16 protein-coding genes are annotated in these 15,303 nt (G+C 66.9%); 8 read left to right on the top strand and 8 right to left on the bottom strand.

The window, feature by feature from the left end:
* From folD to SPDO_RS13445, 5 genes are all read right to left on the bottom strand, one after another.
* A complete protein-coding gene (folD, locus tag SPDO_RS13425) occupies positions 1–870 on the bottom strand; it encodes a bifunctional methylenetetrahydrofolate dehydrogenase/methenyltetrahydrofolate cyclohydrolase FolD (RefSeq protein WP_088368009.1) in 870 nt (289 codons plus the stop codon).
* Positions 867–1,169, bottom strand: coding sequence for a DUF167 domain-containing protein (locus SPDO_RS13430; RefSeq protein WP_088368066.1), 303 nt, complete (start codon positions 1,167–1,169; stop codon positions 867–869). The genes folD and SPDO_RS13430 overlap by 4 nt, the downstream gene beginning before the upstream one ends.
* Positions 1,166–1,465, bottom strand: a complete 300-nt coding sequence (locus SPDO_RS13435) for a YggT family protein (RefSeq protein WP_211280092.1) — start codon at positions 1,463–1,465, stop codon at positions 1,166–1,168. The genes SPDO_RS13430 and SPDO_RS13435 overlap by 4 nt, the downstream gene beginning before the upstream one ends.
* An 88-nt stretch (positions 1,466–1,553) precedes the next feature.
* Entirely contained in the window at positions 1,554–2,456 is a 903-nt protein-coding gene (gene argB, locus SPDO_RS13440; protein WP_088368011.1) for an acetylglutamate kinase, read from the bottom strand.
* A 47-nt stretch (positions 2,457–2,503) separates the two neighbouring features.
* The gene (locus SPDO_RS13445) at positions 2,504–3,142 is read right to left on the bottom strand and encodes a queuosine precursor transporter (protein ID WP_088368067.1); all 639 of its coding nucleotides are present in this window, start codon (positions 3,140–3,142) and stop codon (positions 2,504–2,506) included.
* Positions 3,143–3,317: 175 nt separating this feature from the next.
* Between SPDO_RS13445 and SPDO_RS13450 the strand changes: the two genes are divergently transcribed.
* The 3 genes from SPDO_RS13450 to SPDO_RS13460 all read left to right on the top strand — a co-directional run bounded on the left by SPDO_RS13450 (position 3,318) and on the right by SPDO_RS13460 (position 5,435).
* Positions 3,318–4,655, top strand: coding sequence for a NupC/NupG family nucleoside CNT transporter (locus SPDO_RS13450; protein WP_245829503.1), 1,338 nt, complete (start codon positions 3,318–3,320; stop codon positions 4,653–4,655).
* Positions 4,656–4,955: 300 nt separating this feature from the next.
* Positions 4,956–5,168, top strand: a complete 213-nt coding sequence (locus tag SPDO_RS13455) for a cold-shock protein (RefSeq protein WP_088368013.1) — start codon at positions 4,956–4,958, stop codon at positions 5,166–5,168.
* A 60-nt stretch (positions 5,169–5,228) separates the two neighbouring features.
* Positions 5,229–5,435 carry a hypothetical protein gene (locus tag SPDO_RS13460; protein WP_088368014.1) on the top strand — a complete coding sequence of 69 codons (207 nt, stop codon included), beginning with the start codon at positions 5,229–5,231 and terminating at the stop codon, positions 5,433–5,435.
* A 37-nt stretch (positions 5,436–5,472) separates the two neighbouring features.
* Here SPDO_RS13460 and SPDO_RS13465 read toward each other — a convergent pair whose 3' ends face one another.
* Positions 5,473–6,252 (bottom strand): SDR family oxidoreductase, encoded by a 780-nt coding sequence (locus SPDO_RS13465; RefSeq protein WP_088368015.1) that lies wholly within the window; start codon positions 6,250–6,252, stop codon positions 5,473–5,475.
* Between the two features lie 51 nt (positions 6,253–6,303).
* Here SPDO_RS13465 and SPDO_RS13470 point away from each other — a divergent pair, with 51 nt between their 5' ends.
* Both SPDO_RS13470 and SPDO_RS13475 read left to right on the top strand, forming a co-directional pair.
* A complete protein-coding gene (locus SPDO_RS13470) occupies positions 6,304–7,080 on the top strand; it encodes an ATP-binding cassette domain-containing protein (RefSeq protein ID WP_088368016.1) in 777 nt (258 codons plus the stop codon).
* The gene (locus SPDO_RS13475; protein ID WP_088368017.1) at positions 7,077–8,588 is read left to right on the top strand and encodes an ABC transporter permease/substrate-binding protein; all 1,512 of its coding nucleotides are present in this window, start codon (positions 7,077–7,079) and stop codon (positions 8,586–8,588) included. Before SPDO_RS13470 ends, SPDO_RS13475 begins: the two co-directional genes overlap by 4 nt.
* 99 nt (positions 8,589–8,687) lie before the next feature.
* Here SPDO_RS13475 and SPDO_RS13480 read toward each other — a convergent pair whose 3' ends face one another.
* Complete coding sequence (locus tag SPDO_RS13480; protein ID WP_211280086.1) at positions 8,688–9,689, bottom strand: NAD(P)H-quinone oxidoreductase; 1,002 nt, start codon at positions 9,687–9,689, stop codon at positions 8,688–8,690.
* A gap of 84 nt (positions 9,690–9,773) precedes the next feature.
* Here SPDO_RS13480 and SPDO_RS13485 point away from each other — a divergent pair, with 84 nt between their 5' ends.
* Together SPDO_RS13485 and clpA are read left to right on the top strand one after the other, a co-directional pair.
* Positions 9,774–9,971 (top strand): DUF1192 domain-containing protein, encoded by a 198-nt coding sequence (locus SPDO_RS13485; RefSeq protein ID WP_088368018.1) that lies wholly within the window; start codon positions 9,774–9,776, stop codon positions 9,969–9,971.
* A gap of 161 nt (positions 9,972–10,132) precedes the next feature.
* Positions 10,133–12,454, top strand: coding sequence for an ATP-dependent Clp protease ATP-binding subunit ClpA (gene clpA, locus SPDO_RS13490; protein WP_088368019.1), 2,322 nt, complete (start codon positions 10,133–10,135; stop codon positions 12,452–12,454).
* A gap of 361 nt (positions 12,455–12,815) precedes the next feature.
* On the opposite strand, the gene SPDO_RS13495 is transcribed toward clpA, so the two are convergent.
* Positions 12,816–13,046 (bottom strand): hypothetical protein, encoded by a 231-nt coding sequence (locus SPDO_RS13495; RefSeq protein ID WP_088368020.1) that lies wholly within the window; start codon positions 13,044–13,046, stop codon positions 12,816–12,818.
* 116 nt (positions 13,047–13,162) lie between these two features.
* On the opposite strand from SPDO_RS13495, the gene SPDO_RS13500 reads away from it, so the two are divergent.
* Positions 13,163–15,199: a S9 family peptidase gene (locus SPDO_RS13500; RefSeq protein ID WP_088368021.1), complete on the top strand. Its 2,037-nt coding sequence runs from the start codon at positions 13,163–13,165 to the stop codon at positions 15,197–15,199.
* The last annotated feature ends 104 nt before the right edge of the window (positions 15,200–15,303 follow it).

Below are 15,303 nucleotides of genomic sequence, written 5' to 3' on the forward strand. Positions count from 1 at the left end.
TCAGATCGCCTGCGATAAGGTGACACCCTGCCGGCGAGCGGCGGAGACCAAAGTATTGCGCAGCAGCACCGCAATCGTCATCGGGCCGACGCCGCCAGGCACCGGCGTCATCGCCCCCGCCACCTCGGCACAAGCGGGATCGACGTCGCCGACCAGCCCGCCCTCGGTGCGGTTGATGCCGACGTCGACCAGCGTTGCCCCCGGCTTGATCCATTCGGGCTTCACCATCGCGGCGCGGCCCACCGCGGCAACGACGATATCTGCGCGCTTCACCACCTCCGGCAGATCGCGGGTGCGCGAATGCGCCACCGTCACGGTGCAACTGTCACCGATCAGCAGCTGCGCCATCGGCTTGCCGACGATGTTGGAGCGGCCGATCACCACCACATCGAGGCCCGTAAGATCGCCATGCACATCGCGCAGCAGCATCAGGCAGCCGAGCGGCGTACACGGCACGAAGCCCTCCAGCCCCGTCGCCAGCCGGCCGGCGTTGACCGGGTGGAAACCGTCCACGTCCTTGTCGGGATCGATGCGCGTGATGATCGCGCTTTCGTCGAGATGCTTGGGCAGCGGTAATTGGACAAGAATGCCATCGACGGCGGGATCAGCGTTCAGCTGATCGACCAGCGCCTCCAGCGTTTCCTGCGTCGTATCGGCGGGCAGGCGATGCTCGAAGCTTTCCATGCCGGCCGCAACGGTCGCCTTGCCCTTGGAACGGACATAGACCGCAGAGGCGGGATCCTCGCCCACCAGCACCACGGCGAGGCCCGGCTTGCGCCCCGCCTGTGCCGTCACTTCAGCTGCGCCCGCCGCCACCCGCGCGCGCAGGCCGGCGGCAAATGCTTTTCCGTCGATGTTCCGTGCCGTCATGCTGGCTGGCCATAGAGGGTCGCAGCGATGCGCGCCAGCGCAGTGGGATCGCCGGTGACGAACAATCGTTTCAGCCGCGCGGTGTCGCCCGCGATCAGGCGCACCGCGCCGCGTGACACACCAAAGGTCTTGGCAACCAGAGCGATCAACGCTGCATTCGCCGCCCCATCGACGGGCGGCGCGCTGACCCGCGCGGCGAAGTGATCCGGCGTGCCGGCGGTGAGCGCGTTGCGCCCGCCACGCGGCGTCAGCCGAACCGCGATGGCCAGCCCGTCCGCGGCCGGCCGCCAGGCGCTCAGATCGAGCCCATCACGACGCTGGCCTGCACATTGTTCAGGATGATGGTGAGGATGGCGATGCCGATCAGCACCACTGCCGGCGCGAAATCGATGCCGCCGGTATTGGGCAGGATGCGGCGGATCGGGCGGTACAGCGGCTCGGTCAGCCGATCGAGACCCTGGTACAGCGAGCGCACGAAATTCGACTGCATGTTGACGACGTTGAACGCCACCAGAAGCGACAGCACGAACTGGATGACGATGACCCACCAGACCACGTTCAGCAGGACCTGAAGGATCTGGACGATGGTGAGCATCAACAAGAGCAATCTCCGTTCGGGTGTGTCATGTCATTAGCACAGTTGGGCTTTCCCAACCGATCGATCAAGCCTTGCCGACCCGCGATTACGCTTGCCGGATCAGCGTGCCCGCGCCGCGCCGGGTGAAGATTTCCAGCAACATGCCGTGCGGCACCCGCCCGTCCAGCACCACCGCAGCGTCGACCCCGGCCTGCACTGCGGCCACGCACGTCTCCAGCTTGGGGATCATGCCGCCCGAAATCGTGCCATCCGCGCGCAGCGCCGCGACGTCCCCCGGCGTCAGGTCGGTCACCAGGTCTCCCTGCTTGTCCAGCACGCCCGCCACGTCGGTCAGCAGGAAGAAACGCTTGGCGTCCAGCGCCGCGGCGATCGCGCCCGCCATGGTATCGGCGTTGATGTTATAGGTGTGGCCGTCCGCCCCGATGCCGATCGGCGCGATCACGGGGATGATCCCGTCGCGGCTCAGCGTGTCGATGATGCGGCGGTCCACCGCCACCGGCTCGCCGACAAAGCCCAGGTCGACCTTGCGCTCGATGCCCTGCAACTGGTCGGGCTCCAGCCGGCCGACCTTTTCGGCCTGCACCAGCCCTGCGTCCTTGCCCGAAATACCCACCGCGCGCCCGCCCGCGGCCGCGATCCAGGAGACGATCTGCTTGTTGATCGATCCGGCCAGCACCATTTCGGCGATGTGTGCGGTTTCCTCGTCGGTGACGCGCAGGCCATCGACGAAGCGCGATTCGACGCCCAGCCGCTTCAGCATGGATCCGATCTGCGGGCCGCCGCCGTGCACCACGACCGGGTTGATCCCCACCGCCTTGAGCAGCACCACATCCTCGGCGAAGTCGCGCTGCGCCTCCGGATCGCCCATCGCATGCCCGCCGTACTTCACGACGAATGTCGCACCGGCGTAGCGCTGGAGATACGGCAGCGCCTCGACTAGTGTCTCGGCCTTGGCAAGCAATGCCGGCGCGGGAGTATGATCGGTCATGCGCGGGCCTTTACCAGATGCGTGCGCCGACGAAAGCGCCCATGCCGTCAGCGATCCAGCCGCCGCCCAAGCGCGACGAAGCCGTAGATCAGCGGCGGCACCAACACGATCGACAGCGTGACCTTGGCGATCATCTGCCCCACGAGCAGCTCGCCGATCGGGAACACGCCATAAAAGGCGATGGTGACGAACAGCAGGGTATCGACGATCTGCGACAGCACACTGGCGACGGCCGAGCGGAGCCACAGCAGCCGACTGCCCTCGCCTCCCTTCAGCGCCGCGAAGATGGTGACGTTCAGCGTCTGCGAGGTGCCATAAGCGACGATCCCACCCAGCCAGATGCGCGGCGTGCCGGTCATCATCATGTCGAACGCGGCCAGACGCTCGGGCTCCATCGCGGGCGACGCCGGCACCGCCAGCACCACCAACGTCAGCAGCAGCGAGACGATCAACGGGATAAAGCCGATCTGCACCAGCCGGTTGGCGACATGCCGCCCGTGCAGCTCCGCAATCGCGCTGGATGTCGCGACCAGCAGCAGAAAGGCGAATATGCCCGCCTCCACCGCTAGTGGTCCCAATGCGATCTGCTTGTTGCCGAGCACCCCGGCTATGCACACCATGCCGCCGTAGAAGATCGAGAAAGCGAAGAGCGAGCGCGCGATGGGCGCTGGGGCGCGTGATTCCATCCGCACGCCGGTAGCATCGCGATGACGCATCGTCATCACGGACTTCGCCATCCATGTCGCTTCCGGCACAGGCAAGTGGTTGGATGCTTGTCGAACCCCGCCCCCCTTCCCTATGAAGGCACACGACAAAAGCATCCGGCGGCGCAGCTCCGCCCGCAGCGGGGAAGTGTCGCAGTTGAGCCGTTTTCTGATCGGCATCGCCGGTATCGTCGTGATTCTCGGGCTTGCCGTGGCCCTGTCCACCGATCGCCGCGCCATTCGCCCCCGCATCGTCGCCAGCGCCTTTGCGCTCCAGGTCGGCATCGCCGTGCTGGTGCTCTACGCGCCCTGGGGCAAGCGCATCCTGTCGGGCATGTCGGCGGGGGTTTCCAGCCTGCTCGGCTATGCCAAGGCGGGCGTCGACTTCCTGTTCGGCCCGCTCGCCTCCCCCGAGATCGGCGGCAACAGCTTCGCGATCGCCGCGCTGCCAGTGATCATCTTCTTCGCCAGCCTCGTGTCGATCCTTTACTATCTCGGCGTCATGCAACTGATCGTCCGCTGGCTGGGCGGCGCGATCGAGAAGGTGATCGGCGTATCGAAGGTGGAAAGCCTGTGCGCCGCCGCCAACGTCTTCGTCGGGCAGAGCGAATCGCCGCTGGTGATCCGCCCCTATCTCGCCGGCCTCACCCCGCCGCAGCTGTTCACCGTGATGACCAGCGGCATGGCCGGCGTCGCGGGCACGATCCTCGCAGCCTATGCCTCCATGGGCATCCGCATCGACTATCTGCTCGCCGCCAGCTTCATGGCCGCGCCCGGCGGCATCCTGATGGCGAAGATCATCATGCCCGACCGCACGGTCCCGCCGGAGGGCGAGCTGCCGCTCGGCGACCTGCCCGATCCCGATCGCGAGATCCTGGTGTCGGAAGGGCGAGTTGCCGGTGCAAGCATCGCCGCTTTGCCGAGCGAGACGACCCCCGGCGAGCCGATGCCGCAGGCGACGCATGACGAGGAAAAACCCGCAAACCTCATCATGGCCGCGGCGCAGGGCGCACAGACCGGCGTGCGCCTCGCCGTCGCGGTGGGCGCGATGGTGCTGGCATTCGTCGCGCTGGTGGCGCTCGCCAACGGGCTGCTCGGCGCGTTCGGCGGGCTGTTCGGCCGGCCGGACCTCAGCTTCCAGATGCTGCTCGGCTATGTCTTTGCGCCGGTGATGTTCCTCATCAACGTGCCCTGGGACGAGGCGCTGCGCGCCGGCGGGCTGTTCGGCGAGAAGATCGTGCTGAACGAATTCGTCGCCTATATCGATCTCGGCAAGCAGGCCGCCGCCGGCCTGTCCGCGCGCACGGTGGCGATCGTCACCTTTGCCTTGTGCGGCTTCGCCAATTTCTCCTCCATCGCGATCCAGATGGCGGTGACGGGCAACCTTGCCCCGAACCAGCGCCCGATGATCGCCAAGCTCGGCATCCGTGCGCTGCTGGCGGGCAGCCTCGCCAACCTCATGTCCGCGGCGCTCGCGGGACTGCTGATCGGCTGAGGCGCCGTATGGGGGCCGCCGTCAAAAAGTCGTTCTGTTTCGGAAAAGTTGTTCGCTGATTTTCGTGGCGGCGCCGAAAAAGCAATGCAGCCGTGAAGATAAATCCAAGGCCAGCTTGATCCGATTTTCGGCTGTAATGCTGCGGATTCGCTATTTGGCGCAAGCAAGCTATACTGGCGCCGCTACAGTCGCACATTGATGGTTTTTCGGCGCTTTCACGCTTCGTTCCTTCTTTCCCTGCCGCCGCGGCACCGGGCGTTCCGGTTGTCGGCTCGCCTGGCCCTAATAGAAGGAACCATCATGGCCCAGATCGGCACCGTCAAATTCTTCAACGCCGACAAAGGCTTCGGCTTTATCGCGCCCGACAATGGCGGCGCGGACGCGTTTGTTCATATCTCGGCGGTCGAGCGCGCCGGCTTCGTCACGCTGCAACAGAATCAGCGTGTCAGCTATGAGCTGGAGAACGACCGGCGCGGGCGCACGAGCGCCGTTTCGCTGGAAGCGGCCGAATAAAAGACCGACGTCACGGGCCGGCATGTCGCCGGCCCGCTTCATGCTTGAAGGGAGAAGTCCATGGCGGATGACGTATCCACCTATCGTGCCCGGGCCAACAACGAGCGGGCAAATGCCGCAGCCACGCAGTTGGCCAACGTGCGTGATCGCTGCGAACGCGCGGCCCTCGCCTGGGATGTCATGGCCGATCGTGCCGAGCGGGTGACATCACAGCGTATCGAACGTGAAGCGCAGACGGCGCAGCGTACGGCCGGCAGCCCAACCTAGCCTCAACATCCCACAGCGCGCCCGGACGGGTTTTTCTTCACCCCCGCCCAAGCCGCATTCGCTTGCGCAGCGTGCCCGGCATCCAGCGCGACGCGAACGCCAGCCGGCGTGCCGTCTTGCCGACGAGCGTGTGCAGCCGGTCGCCATGCACCGCCGCCCAAGCGGCCTCCGCCACTGTCTCAACCGGCGTGAACTCCAGTCCCGCCTCGACCACCGTCTCGCGCACGCTGCGGTTTGATCCGCCGACCGCGGCGGTCAGCAGGGGCGTATCAATGAAGCCGGGCATCAGGCTGCGCACGCGAATGCCGTCCGCCGCCCATTCGCCGTCCAGCGCCTCGGTCAGCCCACGCACCGCGAACTTGGTTGACGAATAGACCGCCGCCCCGGCCGTGCCGTAAATTCCCGATGCCGACGCGGTGTTGAGCAGGCACGCGCCCGGCGTCGCGGCGAGATACGGGTACGCCAGCCGCGCGCCGTACAGCACGCCCTTGAAGTTCACGTCCACCGCGCGGTCGAGCTCGTCCAGCGACGCCGCACCAAACGGCCCGCCCACCGCGACGCCGGCGTTGTTGAACAACACGTCCAGCCGGCCGCCGCTCGCCTGCGTGAATTCGGCCAGCACCTCCTCCCAATCCTCGGGCGAGCGCACGTCCATGACGTGGCGGCTGGTGCGCTCCGCCGGCAGCCGCGCCGCGGTCTCCGCCAGCGCCGCCGCGTCGCGATCGGCCAGCCCGACGCGCCAGCCGCGATCCGCAAACAATTGCGCCGTCGCGCGCCCGATGCCCGAACCGCCGCCGGTGATCAGGATTGCCTTCATCTTGTGCCTCTCGTTTGACCTTGCCGCACGCATCCCGCATCCTCGCGCCCGATGCCAGCGGAAACACCCGGACCCTCGGTCGCCTTCCACGGCATTACCAAACGCTTCCGCGAGGGGCCGCCCGCCGTCGCCGACGTGTCGCTTGAGATCGCCGGGGGCTGCTTCGTCGCGCTGGTCGGCACGTCCGGATCGGGCAAGTCCACGCTGCTCAAGACGATCAACCGGCTGGTGCAGCCGACCGCGGGCCATGTTTCCATCGACGGCGAAGACGTGACCGCTCGCCCGCTGCCCCAGCTTCGCCGCGGCATCGGCTATGTCTTCCAGAACGTCGGCTTGTTCCCGCACCTGACCATCGCAGAGAATATCGCGCTGCCGCTCCGCATCGCCGGCGACGCCGTTGGTGACCGCGTCGGCGCGATGCTCGATCTGGTCGAATTGCCGCGCGACATCGCCGGCCGGCTGCCCGCCGCACTGTCCGGCGGGCAGCGCCAGCGGATCGGCGTCGCGCGCGCTTTGGTCGCCAATCCGCGGCTGATGCTGATGGACGAACCCTTCGGCGCGCTCGATCCCGTCACGCGCGATTCGCTGGGCGGCGCGGTGCATGCGCTGCACGCCCGGCTCGGTCTCACCACAATCATGGTGACGCACGACATGGCGGAGGCGCTGCTACTCGCGGATCGCGTGCTGGTGATGCGCGCCGGCCGCATCGTCGCCGACGAAACACCCGACGCGCTGCTGGCGGGGGCCGGCGGCGACGCCGCACAGGCACTTGTCGCAATTCCCCGCGGGCAGGCCGAGCGGCTGGCCCAAGTGAAGGCAGCCCGATGACCGGCGCCTTCGCCCGCGTCCCCGAGCTCGCCGCGCAGCATCTGCTGCTCGCCATGGCCGCGCTCGCACTCGGCATCGCCATCGCCGTTCCGCTCGGCTTCTGGTCCGCACATCGCCCGGCGGCGGCGCGCGTGGCGCTCGGGTTCGCCAGCCTGGTGCAGACGATCCCCAGCCTCGCGCTGCTCGCACTCTTCTATCCGGTACTGCTGTGGATCGGCGGAGTGCCCGCGCTCGGCTTCCTGCCCTCGCTCCTTGCGCTGACGCTCTATGCGCTGCTGCCGATCCTGCGCAACGTCGTCACCGGGCTGCAGGGGCTCAACCCCGCAGTGATCGAGGCGGCGGACGGGATCGGCATGACCCGCTGGCAGAAACGCCGGCTGGTCGAGGCGCCGCTGGTGCTGCCGGTGGTGATGGCCGGCATCCGCACCGCTGCGGTCTGGACGATCGGCGCGGCGACGCTGTCCACCACCGTGGGCCAGCCGAGCCTCGGCGATCTGATCTTCGCGGGGCTTCAGACGCAATCCTGGCCACTGGTGCTCGCCGGCTGCATCGCCGCCGCCGCGCTGGCGCTGGCCGTTGACGCGCTGCTCGGGCTCGCCGAACATGGCCTGCGCACCCGCCGCCGCTGGCTGGCCTGGGTGGCGCTGGGCATCATCGCGGCCGCCACGTTCGCCGCCTCCGCCCCGTTGTGGCGCAGCGGGGGCAGCGACCGAGTGGTGGTCGGCGCCAAGAACTTTTCGGAGCAATATATCCTCGCCCGGCTGATCGGCGACCGGCTGCGCGCAGCGGGGTACGAGGTCGAGTATCGCGACGGGCTCGGCTCGGCGGTCGCGTTCGGCGCGGTCGCGAGCGGCGCGATCGACGTGTACGTCGATTATGCCGGCACGATCTGGACCAACCAGATGGAGCGCACCGACGTCCCCGCCCGCCCCGCGCAGGTGCGCGCGATCGCCGACTGGACGAAGCGGACGCACGACGTGTCGCTGCTCGGCACCCTCGGCTTCGAAAACGCCTATGCCTTTGCGATGCGCGAGGGCGAGGCGAACCGGCTCGGCATCGCCACCCTGGACGATCTCGCCGCCCGCTCGCCGCAGCTAAGGCTCGGGTCCGACCTCGAATTTCTGGAGCGACCCGAATGGGCCGCGGTACGCCGCGCCTATCCGATGCGCTTTGCCGAGGCGACGCCCTATAGCCCGACCTTCATGTACCGCGCACTGGCGAGCGGACGGGCGGACGTGATCAGCGCCTTTTCCTCCGACGGGCGCATCGCGGCGGACAAGCTGCGCGTGCTTGCCGATCCGAAGCAGGCGATCCCCGGCTATGATGCCATCCTGCTGGTCGCGCCCAAGCGCGCCGACGACGCTCGCTTCACCGGTGCGTTGCGCCCGCTGCTCGGCGCGATCTCGGTCGAGAACATGCGCGAGGCGAACTACATGGTCGATCGCGACAGCGACAAGGCGACACCCGAGGCCGCGGCGGACTGGCTGGCGCAGCGGATCGGGCGGTAAACACTGGCCCGTTTGTGCTGAGCCTGTCGAAGCACATGTCCCAAAGCAAACACCGCTTGGCACGCAATTCGACAAGCTCAGGGCGCACGGTGGAAATAATCACCCCATCGTCAGCACAATCTTACCCACATGGTCGCCCGCCTCCATCCGGCGGTGCGCCTCCGCCGCCTCGGCGAACGGAAACACCTTATCCATCACCGGCTTCAGCCTGCCCGCCTCGACATGCGGCCACACGGTGCGCGCCAGTTCGTCCGCCACCATCGCCTTGAACCCTAAATCGCGCGCGCGCAGCGTCGATCCGGTCAGCGTCAGGCGGCGCATCATCACCTCGAAGATCGGGATGGTCGCCTTGGCCCCGCCCTGCACCGCGATCGAGACGTGCCGGCCGTCCTCCGCCAGGCACTTCAGGTTGCGCGGGATGTAATCGCCGCCCACCATGTCGAGCACCGCCGCAACGCCCTTGCCGCCGGTGATCTCCTTCACCCGCTCGACGAAATCCTCGGTCTTGTAGTTGATCGCGTGGTCCGCGCCGAGCGCCCTGGCCGCCGCGACCTTCTCGTCCGATCCGGCGGTCACGATGATCGTCACGCCAAAGATGTTGCATAGCGCGATCGCCATGGTGCCGATGCCGCTGGTGCCGCCATGCACCAGCACCGTATCGCCCTCGGTCGCATAAGCGCGCTCGAACAGGTTGGTCCACACGGTGAAGAGCGTTTCCGGCATCGCCGCCGCTTCTTCCATCGACAGGAGCTCGGGCACCGGCAAACATTGCCCGGCGGGCGCCGCGACATATTCGGCATAGCCGCCACCGGCCACCAGGGCACAGACCGGCTGGCCGATCATCAGCGACGCGACATCGGGCGCCATCGCCACCACCTCGCCGGACACCTCCAGGCCATAGATGGTCGGCGCGCCCGGCGGCGGGGGATAGGCACCCTTGCGCTGCATCACGTCCGGCCGGTTCACGCCCGCAGCGGCAACGCGGATCAGCACCTCGCCCGGTTGCAGCGCCGGCACCGGCCGCTCCGTCAGCGTCAGCACCTCGGGGCCGCCATGAACCTCGGGATCGATCGCCTGCATCATCGCCGGAATATCGTTCATCGCCGTTCCCCCTTAACCATACATCCGTGAATGCATGGGCGCGCCTTATTGACTTCGCACCCGCAGCGGTCAACGATGCGCGTCATGGATCTGGATGATATCCTTGGGTCCCGGCCCGACGATCCCTTGAGCGCGCTGCTGCGCGAGGATCTCGATCGCCTCTCGGTGGCGGAGCTGGAGGCGCGGATCGCCGCGCTGGAGGGCGAAATCGCCCGATCCCGCCGCAAGATCGATCATGCGGTGAACCACCGCGCGAGCGCGGACGCCCTGTTCAAGCGATGACCCGGGGCGCATCGGCTGGCCGCGACGCCATCTGCCGGTGCGGGGCCACGATGCCATTCGGCCTGCCGCTTGATGCCGGGCGTCGCAATCACGACATTGTAGCAAAGGGCCAGGCGCCTTCCCCCGAGGCGTCACTCCATGGCCCCCTAGGAGTACCCTGAATGCCATCCTTTGCCAGCGCTCTCGAGACCACGCTGCACAAGGCGCTCGAGGCTGCGTCCGCGCGGCGCCACGAATATGCAACGCTTGAACACCTCCTCTTCGCGCTCGTCGACGACGAACACGCCAGCCAGGTGATGACCGCGTGCGGCGTCGATCTCGGCGAGCTGAAAACCACCGTTGCGCATTATCTCGATACCGAGCTTGGCGCGCTCAAGGTCGATCAGCAGACCGATCCCTCGCCCACCAGCGGCTTCCAGCGCGTCGTCCAGCGCGCGATCCTGCACGTCCAGTCGTCGGGCCGCGACGAAGTGACCGGCGCCAACGTGCTGGTCGCCCTGTTCTCCGAACGCGAAAGCTATGCCGTCTATTTCCTGCAGCAGCAGGACATGAGCCGCCTCGATGCCGTTAGCTTCATCAGCCACGGCGTCGGCAAGGGCGCGGCCGCACCCGAAGCCTCGTCCGGCCCCAAGGGCGCCGAGGACAAGGAAGAGAAGAAGCCGGCGGAAAAGGGCGCCAAGGGCGAAAGCGCGCTCAAGCAGTTCACCGTCGACCTCAATGAAAAGGCCAAGAACGGCAAGGTCGATCCGCTGATCGGCCGCGGGCCGGAGGTCGATCGCACGGTGCAGATCCTGTGCCGCCGGTCGAAGAACAACCCGCTCTATGTGGGCGATCCGGGCGTCGGCAAGACCGCGATTGCGGAAGGCCTCGCGCGCAAGATCGTCGAGGGCGACGTGCCCGACGTGCTGAAGCCCGCGGTGATCTATTCGCTCGACATGGGCGCGTTGCTTGCCGGCACGCGCTACCGCGGCGATTTCGAGGAGCGGCTGAAGCAGGTCGTCAACGAACTGGAAAAGCTGCCGCACGCGGTGCTGTTCATCGACGAGATCCACACGGTGATCGGTGCCGGCGCGACCAGCGGCGGCGCGATGGACGCGTCGAACCTGCTGAAGCCGGCGCTGTCGGGCGGCACGATCCGTTGTATCGGGTCGACCACCTACAAGGAGTTCCGCAACCACTTCGAGAAGGATCGCGCGCTGCTGCGCCGGTTCCAGAAGATCGACGTGAACGAGCCGACGATCGAGGATACGATCAAGATCCTCGCCGGCCTGCGCTCGGCGTTCGAGACGCACCATGACGTGAAGTACACGCCCGACGCGATCAAGTCGGCCGTGGAGCTCTCCGCGCGCTACATCAACGACCGCAAGCTGCCCGACAAGGCGATCGACGTGATCGACGAGGTCGGCGCGATGCAGATGCTGGTGGCGCCGTCGAAGCGCAAGAAGACGATCACGCCCAAGGAGATCGAGCAGGTCATCGCGACCATGGCGCGCATCCCGCCGAAGAGCGTGTCGACCGACGACAAGAAGGTGCTCGAGACGCTCGAGACCGACCTGAAGCGTGTCGTGTTCGGCCAGAACAAGGCGATCGAGAACCTCGCGTCGGCGATCAAGCTGTCACGCGCGGGCCTTCGCGATCCCGAGAAGCCGATCGGCAATTACCTCTTCACCGGCCCCACGGGCGTCGGCAAGACGGAAGTCGCCAAGCAGCTCAGCGTCATCATGGGCATTCCGCTCCAGCGGTTCGACATGTCCGAATATATGGAGCGTCACTCGGTCAGCCGGCTGATCGGTGCCCCGCCGGGCTATGTCGGCTTCGACCAGGGCGGGCTGCTGACCGACGCGGTCGACCAGAACCCGCATTGCGTGCTGCTGCTCGACGAGATCGAGAAGGCGCATCCGGACCTGTTCAACATCCTGCTGCAGGTGATGGACAACGGGCGCCTGACCGACCAGCACGGCAAGACGGTCGACTTCCGCAACGTCATCCTGATCATGACGACCAATGCGGGCGCATCCGACATGGCGCGCGAGACATTGGGCTTCGGCAATCTTTCCCGCGAGGGCGAGGACGAGCAGGCGGTACAGAAGCTGTTCACGCCGGAATTCCGCAATCGTCTCGATGCGATCGTGCCGTTCAGCTACCTGCCGACCGAAGTCGTCGCGCGGGTGGTGGACAAGTTCATCCTTCAGCTGGAGCTCCAGTTGGCGGACCGCGACGTCCACATCAAGCTCGACGACGAGGCGCGCCAGTGGCTCACCACCAAGGGCTATGACAAGCTCTATGGCGCGCGCCCGATGGGCCGCCTGATCCAGGAGAAGATTAAGCAGCCGCTCGCCGAGGAGCTGCTCTTCGGCAAGCTCGTCCATGGCGGTGAGGTCGTGGTGAAGCTGAAGGACAATGCGCTGACGTTCGAGATCGTCGGCGCAGCGCCCAAGAAGCCGCGCAAGAAGGGCGGCAAGCCGAAGGTCGAGGCGGAATAATGATCAAGGGCGCCGATCGCGAGATCGGCGCCCTTTCAGCCAGTGCGCTTGGTCCCAGACCACCCGTCATCCCGGCCTTGAGCCGGGATCCATCCGTCAGCGAACGCTGCGTGACATGATAACCGACAATGCCGGCGCCGCTATGGCCCCGGATTAAGTTCAGGATAACGCGACTATGCAGTCCAGTCAGCCCAACCCTTCATGCCAGACTCTTCCCGGCATCCAGGGCTGTGCATCTCTCACGATTGTTGGACGAGCGAACGGGTAGATGCCGGGGCGCGCCCAGCGTGAACGTAATGACGAATATATCGCCCGTATCTGGTGGCGCTCGAATCGTCGTACCTTAACTCAGCGCCAAAGCTCAGCCCCTCGGCGAGCCCTCGCCCTTGGCCACCCACTGCGGGCCGCTCGCCTTGCAGGCGGCGCTGATCATCGGGAACATGAGGTCGGTAGCGCGGGCAAGCGCAGCGGGCGCCGCTGCCTGGCATTGCTGCACCGTGGTATAGCGCGCCGGCTCAATCCGCGCCTCGGCGCAGCCGGAGCTGTCGTCGCCGCAGCCCATGATCGCCAGAACGAAAAAAACCGGTTGCATACTCGCCTCCACTCTGCATCACCAACCGTTCGCGGCGCCCGAATGTTCCGAAAAACTCTCTTGCCAGTGTGTTAGCGAGATGACACACTCGATGCTCTCAAGGGGAGGATCGAGTGATGCTGTCGGTGACGAAGGCGGTGCTTGCCGCGACCGGAATGATGCTTGCCGCGCTGCCGGCGCTTGTCGCGGCCGCCCCGGCACGGGGCGACCGCGTGCCGCTGATCGAGCGGGCCAAGCTGTTCGGCAACCCCGAGAAAACCGGCGGCAAGCTGTCACCCGATGGGCGGTGGATCAGCTACATCGCCCCGCGTGACGGCGTGCTGAACGTCTGGGTCGCGCCCGCCGCCGATCCCGCCGCCGCCCGCCCGCTCACGGCGGAGAAACAGCGCCCGATCCGTCAGATCTTCTGGGCACCCGATTCGAGCCAGATCCTGTTCGTCAACGACAAGGGCGGCGACGAGAACTTCCGGCTGTACGGCGTTCCCGTCAGCGGCGGCGACGCGCGCGATTACACGCCGTTCGACAAGGTCCGCGTCATGCCGATCGGCCAGAGCGCGATCATCAAGGATCGCATCCTCATCGGCCTGAACAATCGCGACCCGCGCTGGCACGACGTCCACAGCCTGGACCTCAAGACCGGCAAGCTGACGCTGGTCATGCAGAACGACGGTTACGGCCGCTTCCTCGCCGACGAGCAGCTAAACCTGCGCCTCGCCTCGCGCCCGCGCGCCGATGGCGGCGAGGACTGGTTCCGCGTGACGAACGGCGCGGTCGAGCAGACGCCGTTCGTCTCCTACGGGCTGGACGATGCGGCGAACACCTATCCGCTCGGCTTCACCAGCGATGGCGCCACGCTCTACTGGGTGGATTCGCGCGACGGCGACACCTCGGCGATCAAGGCGCAGGACGCCGCGGGCAAGATGACGCTAATCGCGCAGGACCCGCGTGTCGATCTGGAGGAAGGGCTGTTCAATCCGAAGACCGGCGTGATCGAGGCGTATCGTCAGGAATATCTGAAGGGCGAATACGTCCCCGTCGGCGATGCGGTCACCGCCGACCTCGCCTTTCTGAAGGCGCAGAACAAGGGCGAGTTCACCGTCACCAGCCGCACCGATGCCGACGACAAATGGCTGGTCGCCTTTGACGCCGTGTCCGCCCCCGCCTCCACCTGGGTCTATGATCGCAAGGCCAAGGCGCTGAAACAGCTCTACGTGTCGCGCCCGGCGCTGGTCGGCGCGCCGTTGGTGCCGATGCACCCCGCGGTCATCAAGTCGCGCGACGGGCTGGACCTCGTGTCCTATCTGTCGCTGCCGCGCGAGGCCGATGCGAACGGCGATGGCAAGGCGGACAGGCCCGTGCCGATGGTCCTGTTCGTCCATGGCGGGCCGTGGGGCCGCGACGTGTATGGCTACAACAGCTATCACCAGTGGATGGCGAACCGCGGCTATGCCGTGCTGTCGGTTAACTTCCGCGCCTCCACCGGCTTCGGCAAGAAGTTCCTCACCGCCGGCAACATGGAATGGGGCCGCAAGATGCACGACGACCTGCTCGACGCGGTCGACTGGGCCGTGGCGCAGGGTGTGACGACCCGGGACAAGGTCGCGATCATGGGCGGCTCCTACGGCGGCTATGCGACGCTCGCCGGCCTTGCCTTCACGCCCGATACCTTCGCCTGCGGCGTCGACATCGTCGGCCCGTCGAACCTCAACACGTTGCTCGGCTCCATCCCGGCCTATTGGGAAGCGGGCAAGCAGCAAATGTACCGCCGCATGGGCAATCCCACCACGCCGGAGGGTCAGGCGATCCTGAAGGAACGCTCGCCGCTGTTCGCCGCGGACAGGATCAAGAAGCCGCTGCTGATCGGCCAGGGCGCCAGCGATCCGCGCGTCAACGTGCGCGAAAGCGATCAGATCGTCGACGCGATGAAGGCGAAGAACATCCCCGTCACCTATGTCGTCTTCCCCGACGAGGGCCATGGCTTCGCCCGCCCGGTCAACAACATCGCGTTCAACGCGGTCACTGAGAACTTCCTCGCCCCCTGCCTCGGCGGCCGCGCGGAGCCGATCGGCGACGCACTGGCGGCATCCACCGCCGACGTGCGCGAGGGCGCCGGAAACGTTCAGGGCCTCTCCGTACCACCCGCCACGCGGTAAGCGTCGCCGCGCTGTAGGCCGCCGCCATCCCCGATCGGGAGGGCGGCGGCGGCCTCGATCGTCGCTGCCCCCATTGCGCCGGCGCCGCATCGCCCCGACATAAG

Origin of the sequence: Sphingomonas dokdonensis, from assembly GCF_002197685.1 — a bacterium.
In the GTDB taxonomy this organism is placed as follows: domain Bacteria; phylum Pseudomonadota; class Alphaproteobacteria; order Sphingomonadales; family Sphingomonadaceae; genus Sphingomonas; species Sphingomonas dokdonensis.

Coding starts and splice junctions, on each gene's coding strand:
- SPDO_RS13500 (WP_088368021.1), top strand. CDS start 13,163: ATGCTGTCGGTGACGAAGGCGGTGCTTGCCGCGACCGGAATGATGCTT.
- SPDO_RS13485 (WP_088368018.1), top strand. CDS start 9,774: ATGGATCTGGATGATATCCTTGGGTCCCGGCCCGACGATCCCTTGAGC.
- SPDO_RS13455 (WP_088368013.1), top strand. CDS start 4,956: ATGGCCCAGATCGGCACCGTCAAATTCTTCAACGCCGACAAAGGCTTC.
- clpA (WP_088368019.1), top strand. CDS start 10,133: ATGCCATCCTTTGCCAGCGCTCTCGAGACCACGCTGCACAAGGCGCTC.
- SPDO_RS13480 (WP_211280086.1), bottom strand. CDS start 9,689: ATGAACGATATTCCGGCGATGATGCAGGCGATCGATCCCGAGGTTCAT.
- SPDO_RS13475 (WP_088368017.1), top strand. CDS start 7,077: ATGACCGGCGCCTTCGCCCGCGTCCCCGAGCTCGCCGCGCAGCATCTG.
- SPDO_RS13495 (WP_088368020.1), bottom strand. CDS start 13,046: ATGCAACCGGTTTTTTTCGTTCTGGCGATCATGGGCTGCGGCGACGAC.
- argB (WP_088368011.1), bottom strand. CDS start 2,456: ATGACCGATCATACTCCCGCGCCGGCATTGCTTGCCAAGGCCGAGACA.
- SPDO_RS13470 (WP_088368016.1), top strand. CDS start 6,304: ATGCCAGCGGAAACACCCGGACCCTCGGTCGCCTTCCACGGCATTACC.
- folD (WP_088368009.1), bottom strand. CDS start 870: ATGACGGCACGGAACATCGACGGAAAAGCATTTGCCGCCGGCCTGCGC.
- SPDO_RS13435 (WP_211280092.1), bottom strand. CDS start 1,465: ATGCTCACCATCGTCCAGATCCTTCAGGTCCTGCTGAACGTGGTCTGG.
- SPDO_RS13460 (WP_088368014.1), top strand. CDS start 5,229: ATGGCGGATGACGTATCCACCTATCGTGCCCGGGCCAACAACGAGCGG.
- SPDO_RS13445 (WP_088368067.1), bottom strand. CDS start 3,142: ATGGAATCACGCGCCCCAGCGCCCATCGCGCGCTCGCTCTTCGCTTTC.
- SPDO_RS13465 (WP_088368015.1), bottom strand. CDS start 6,252: ATGAAGGCAATCCTGATCACCGGCGGCGGTTCGGGCATCGGGCGCGCG.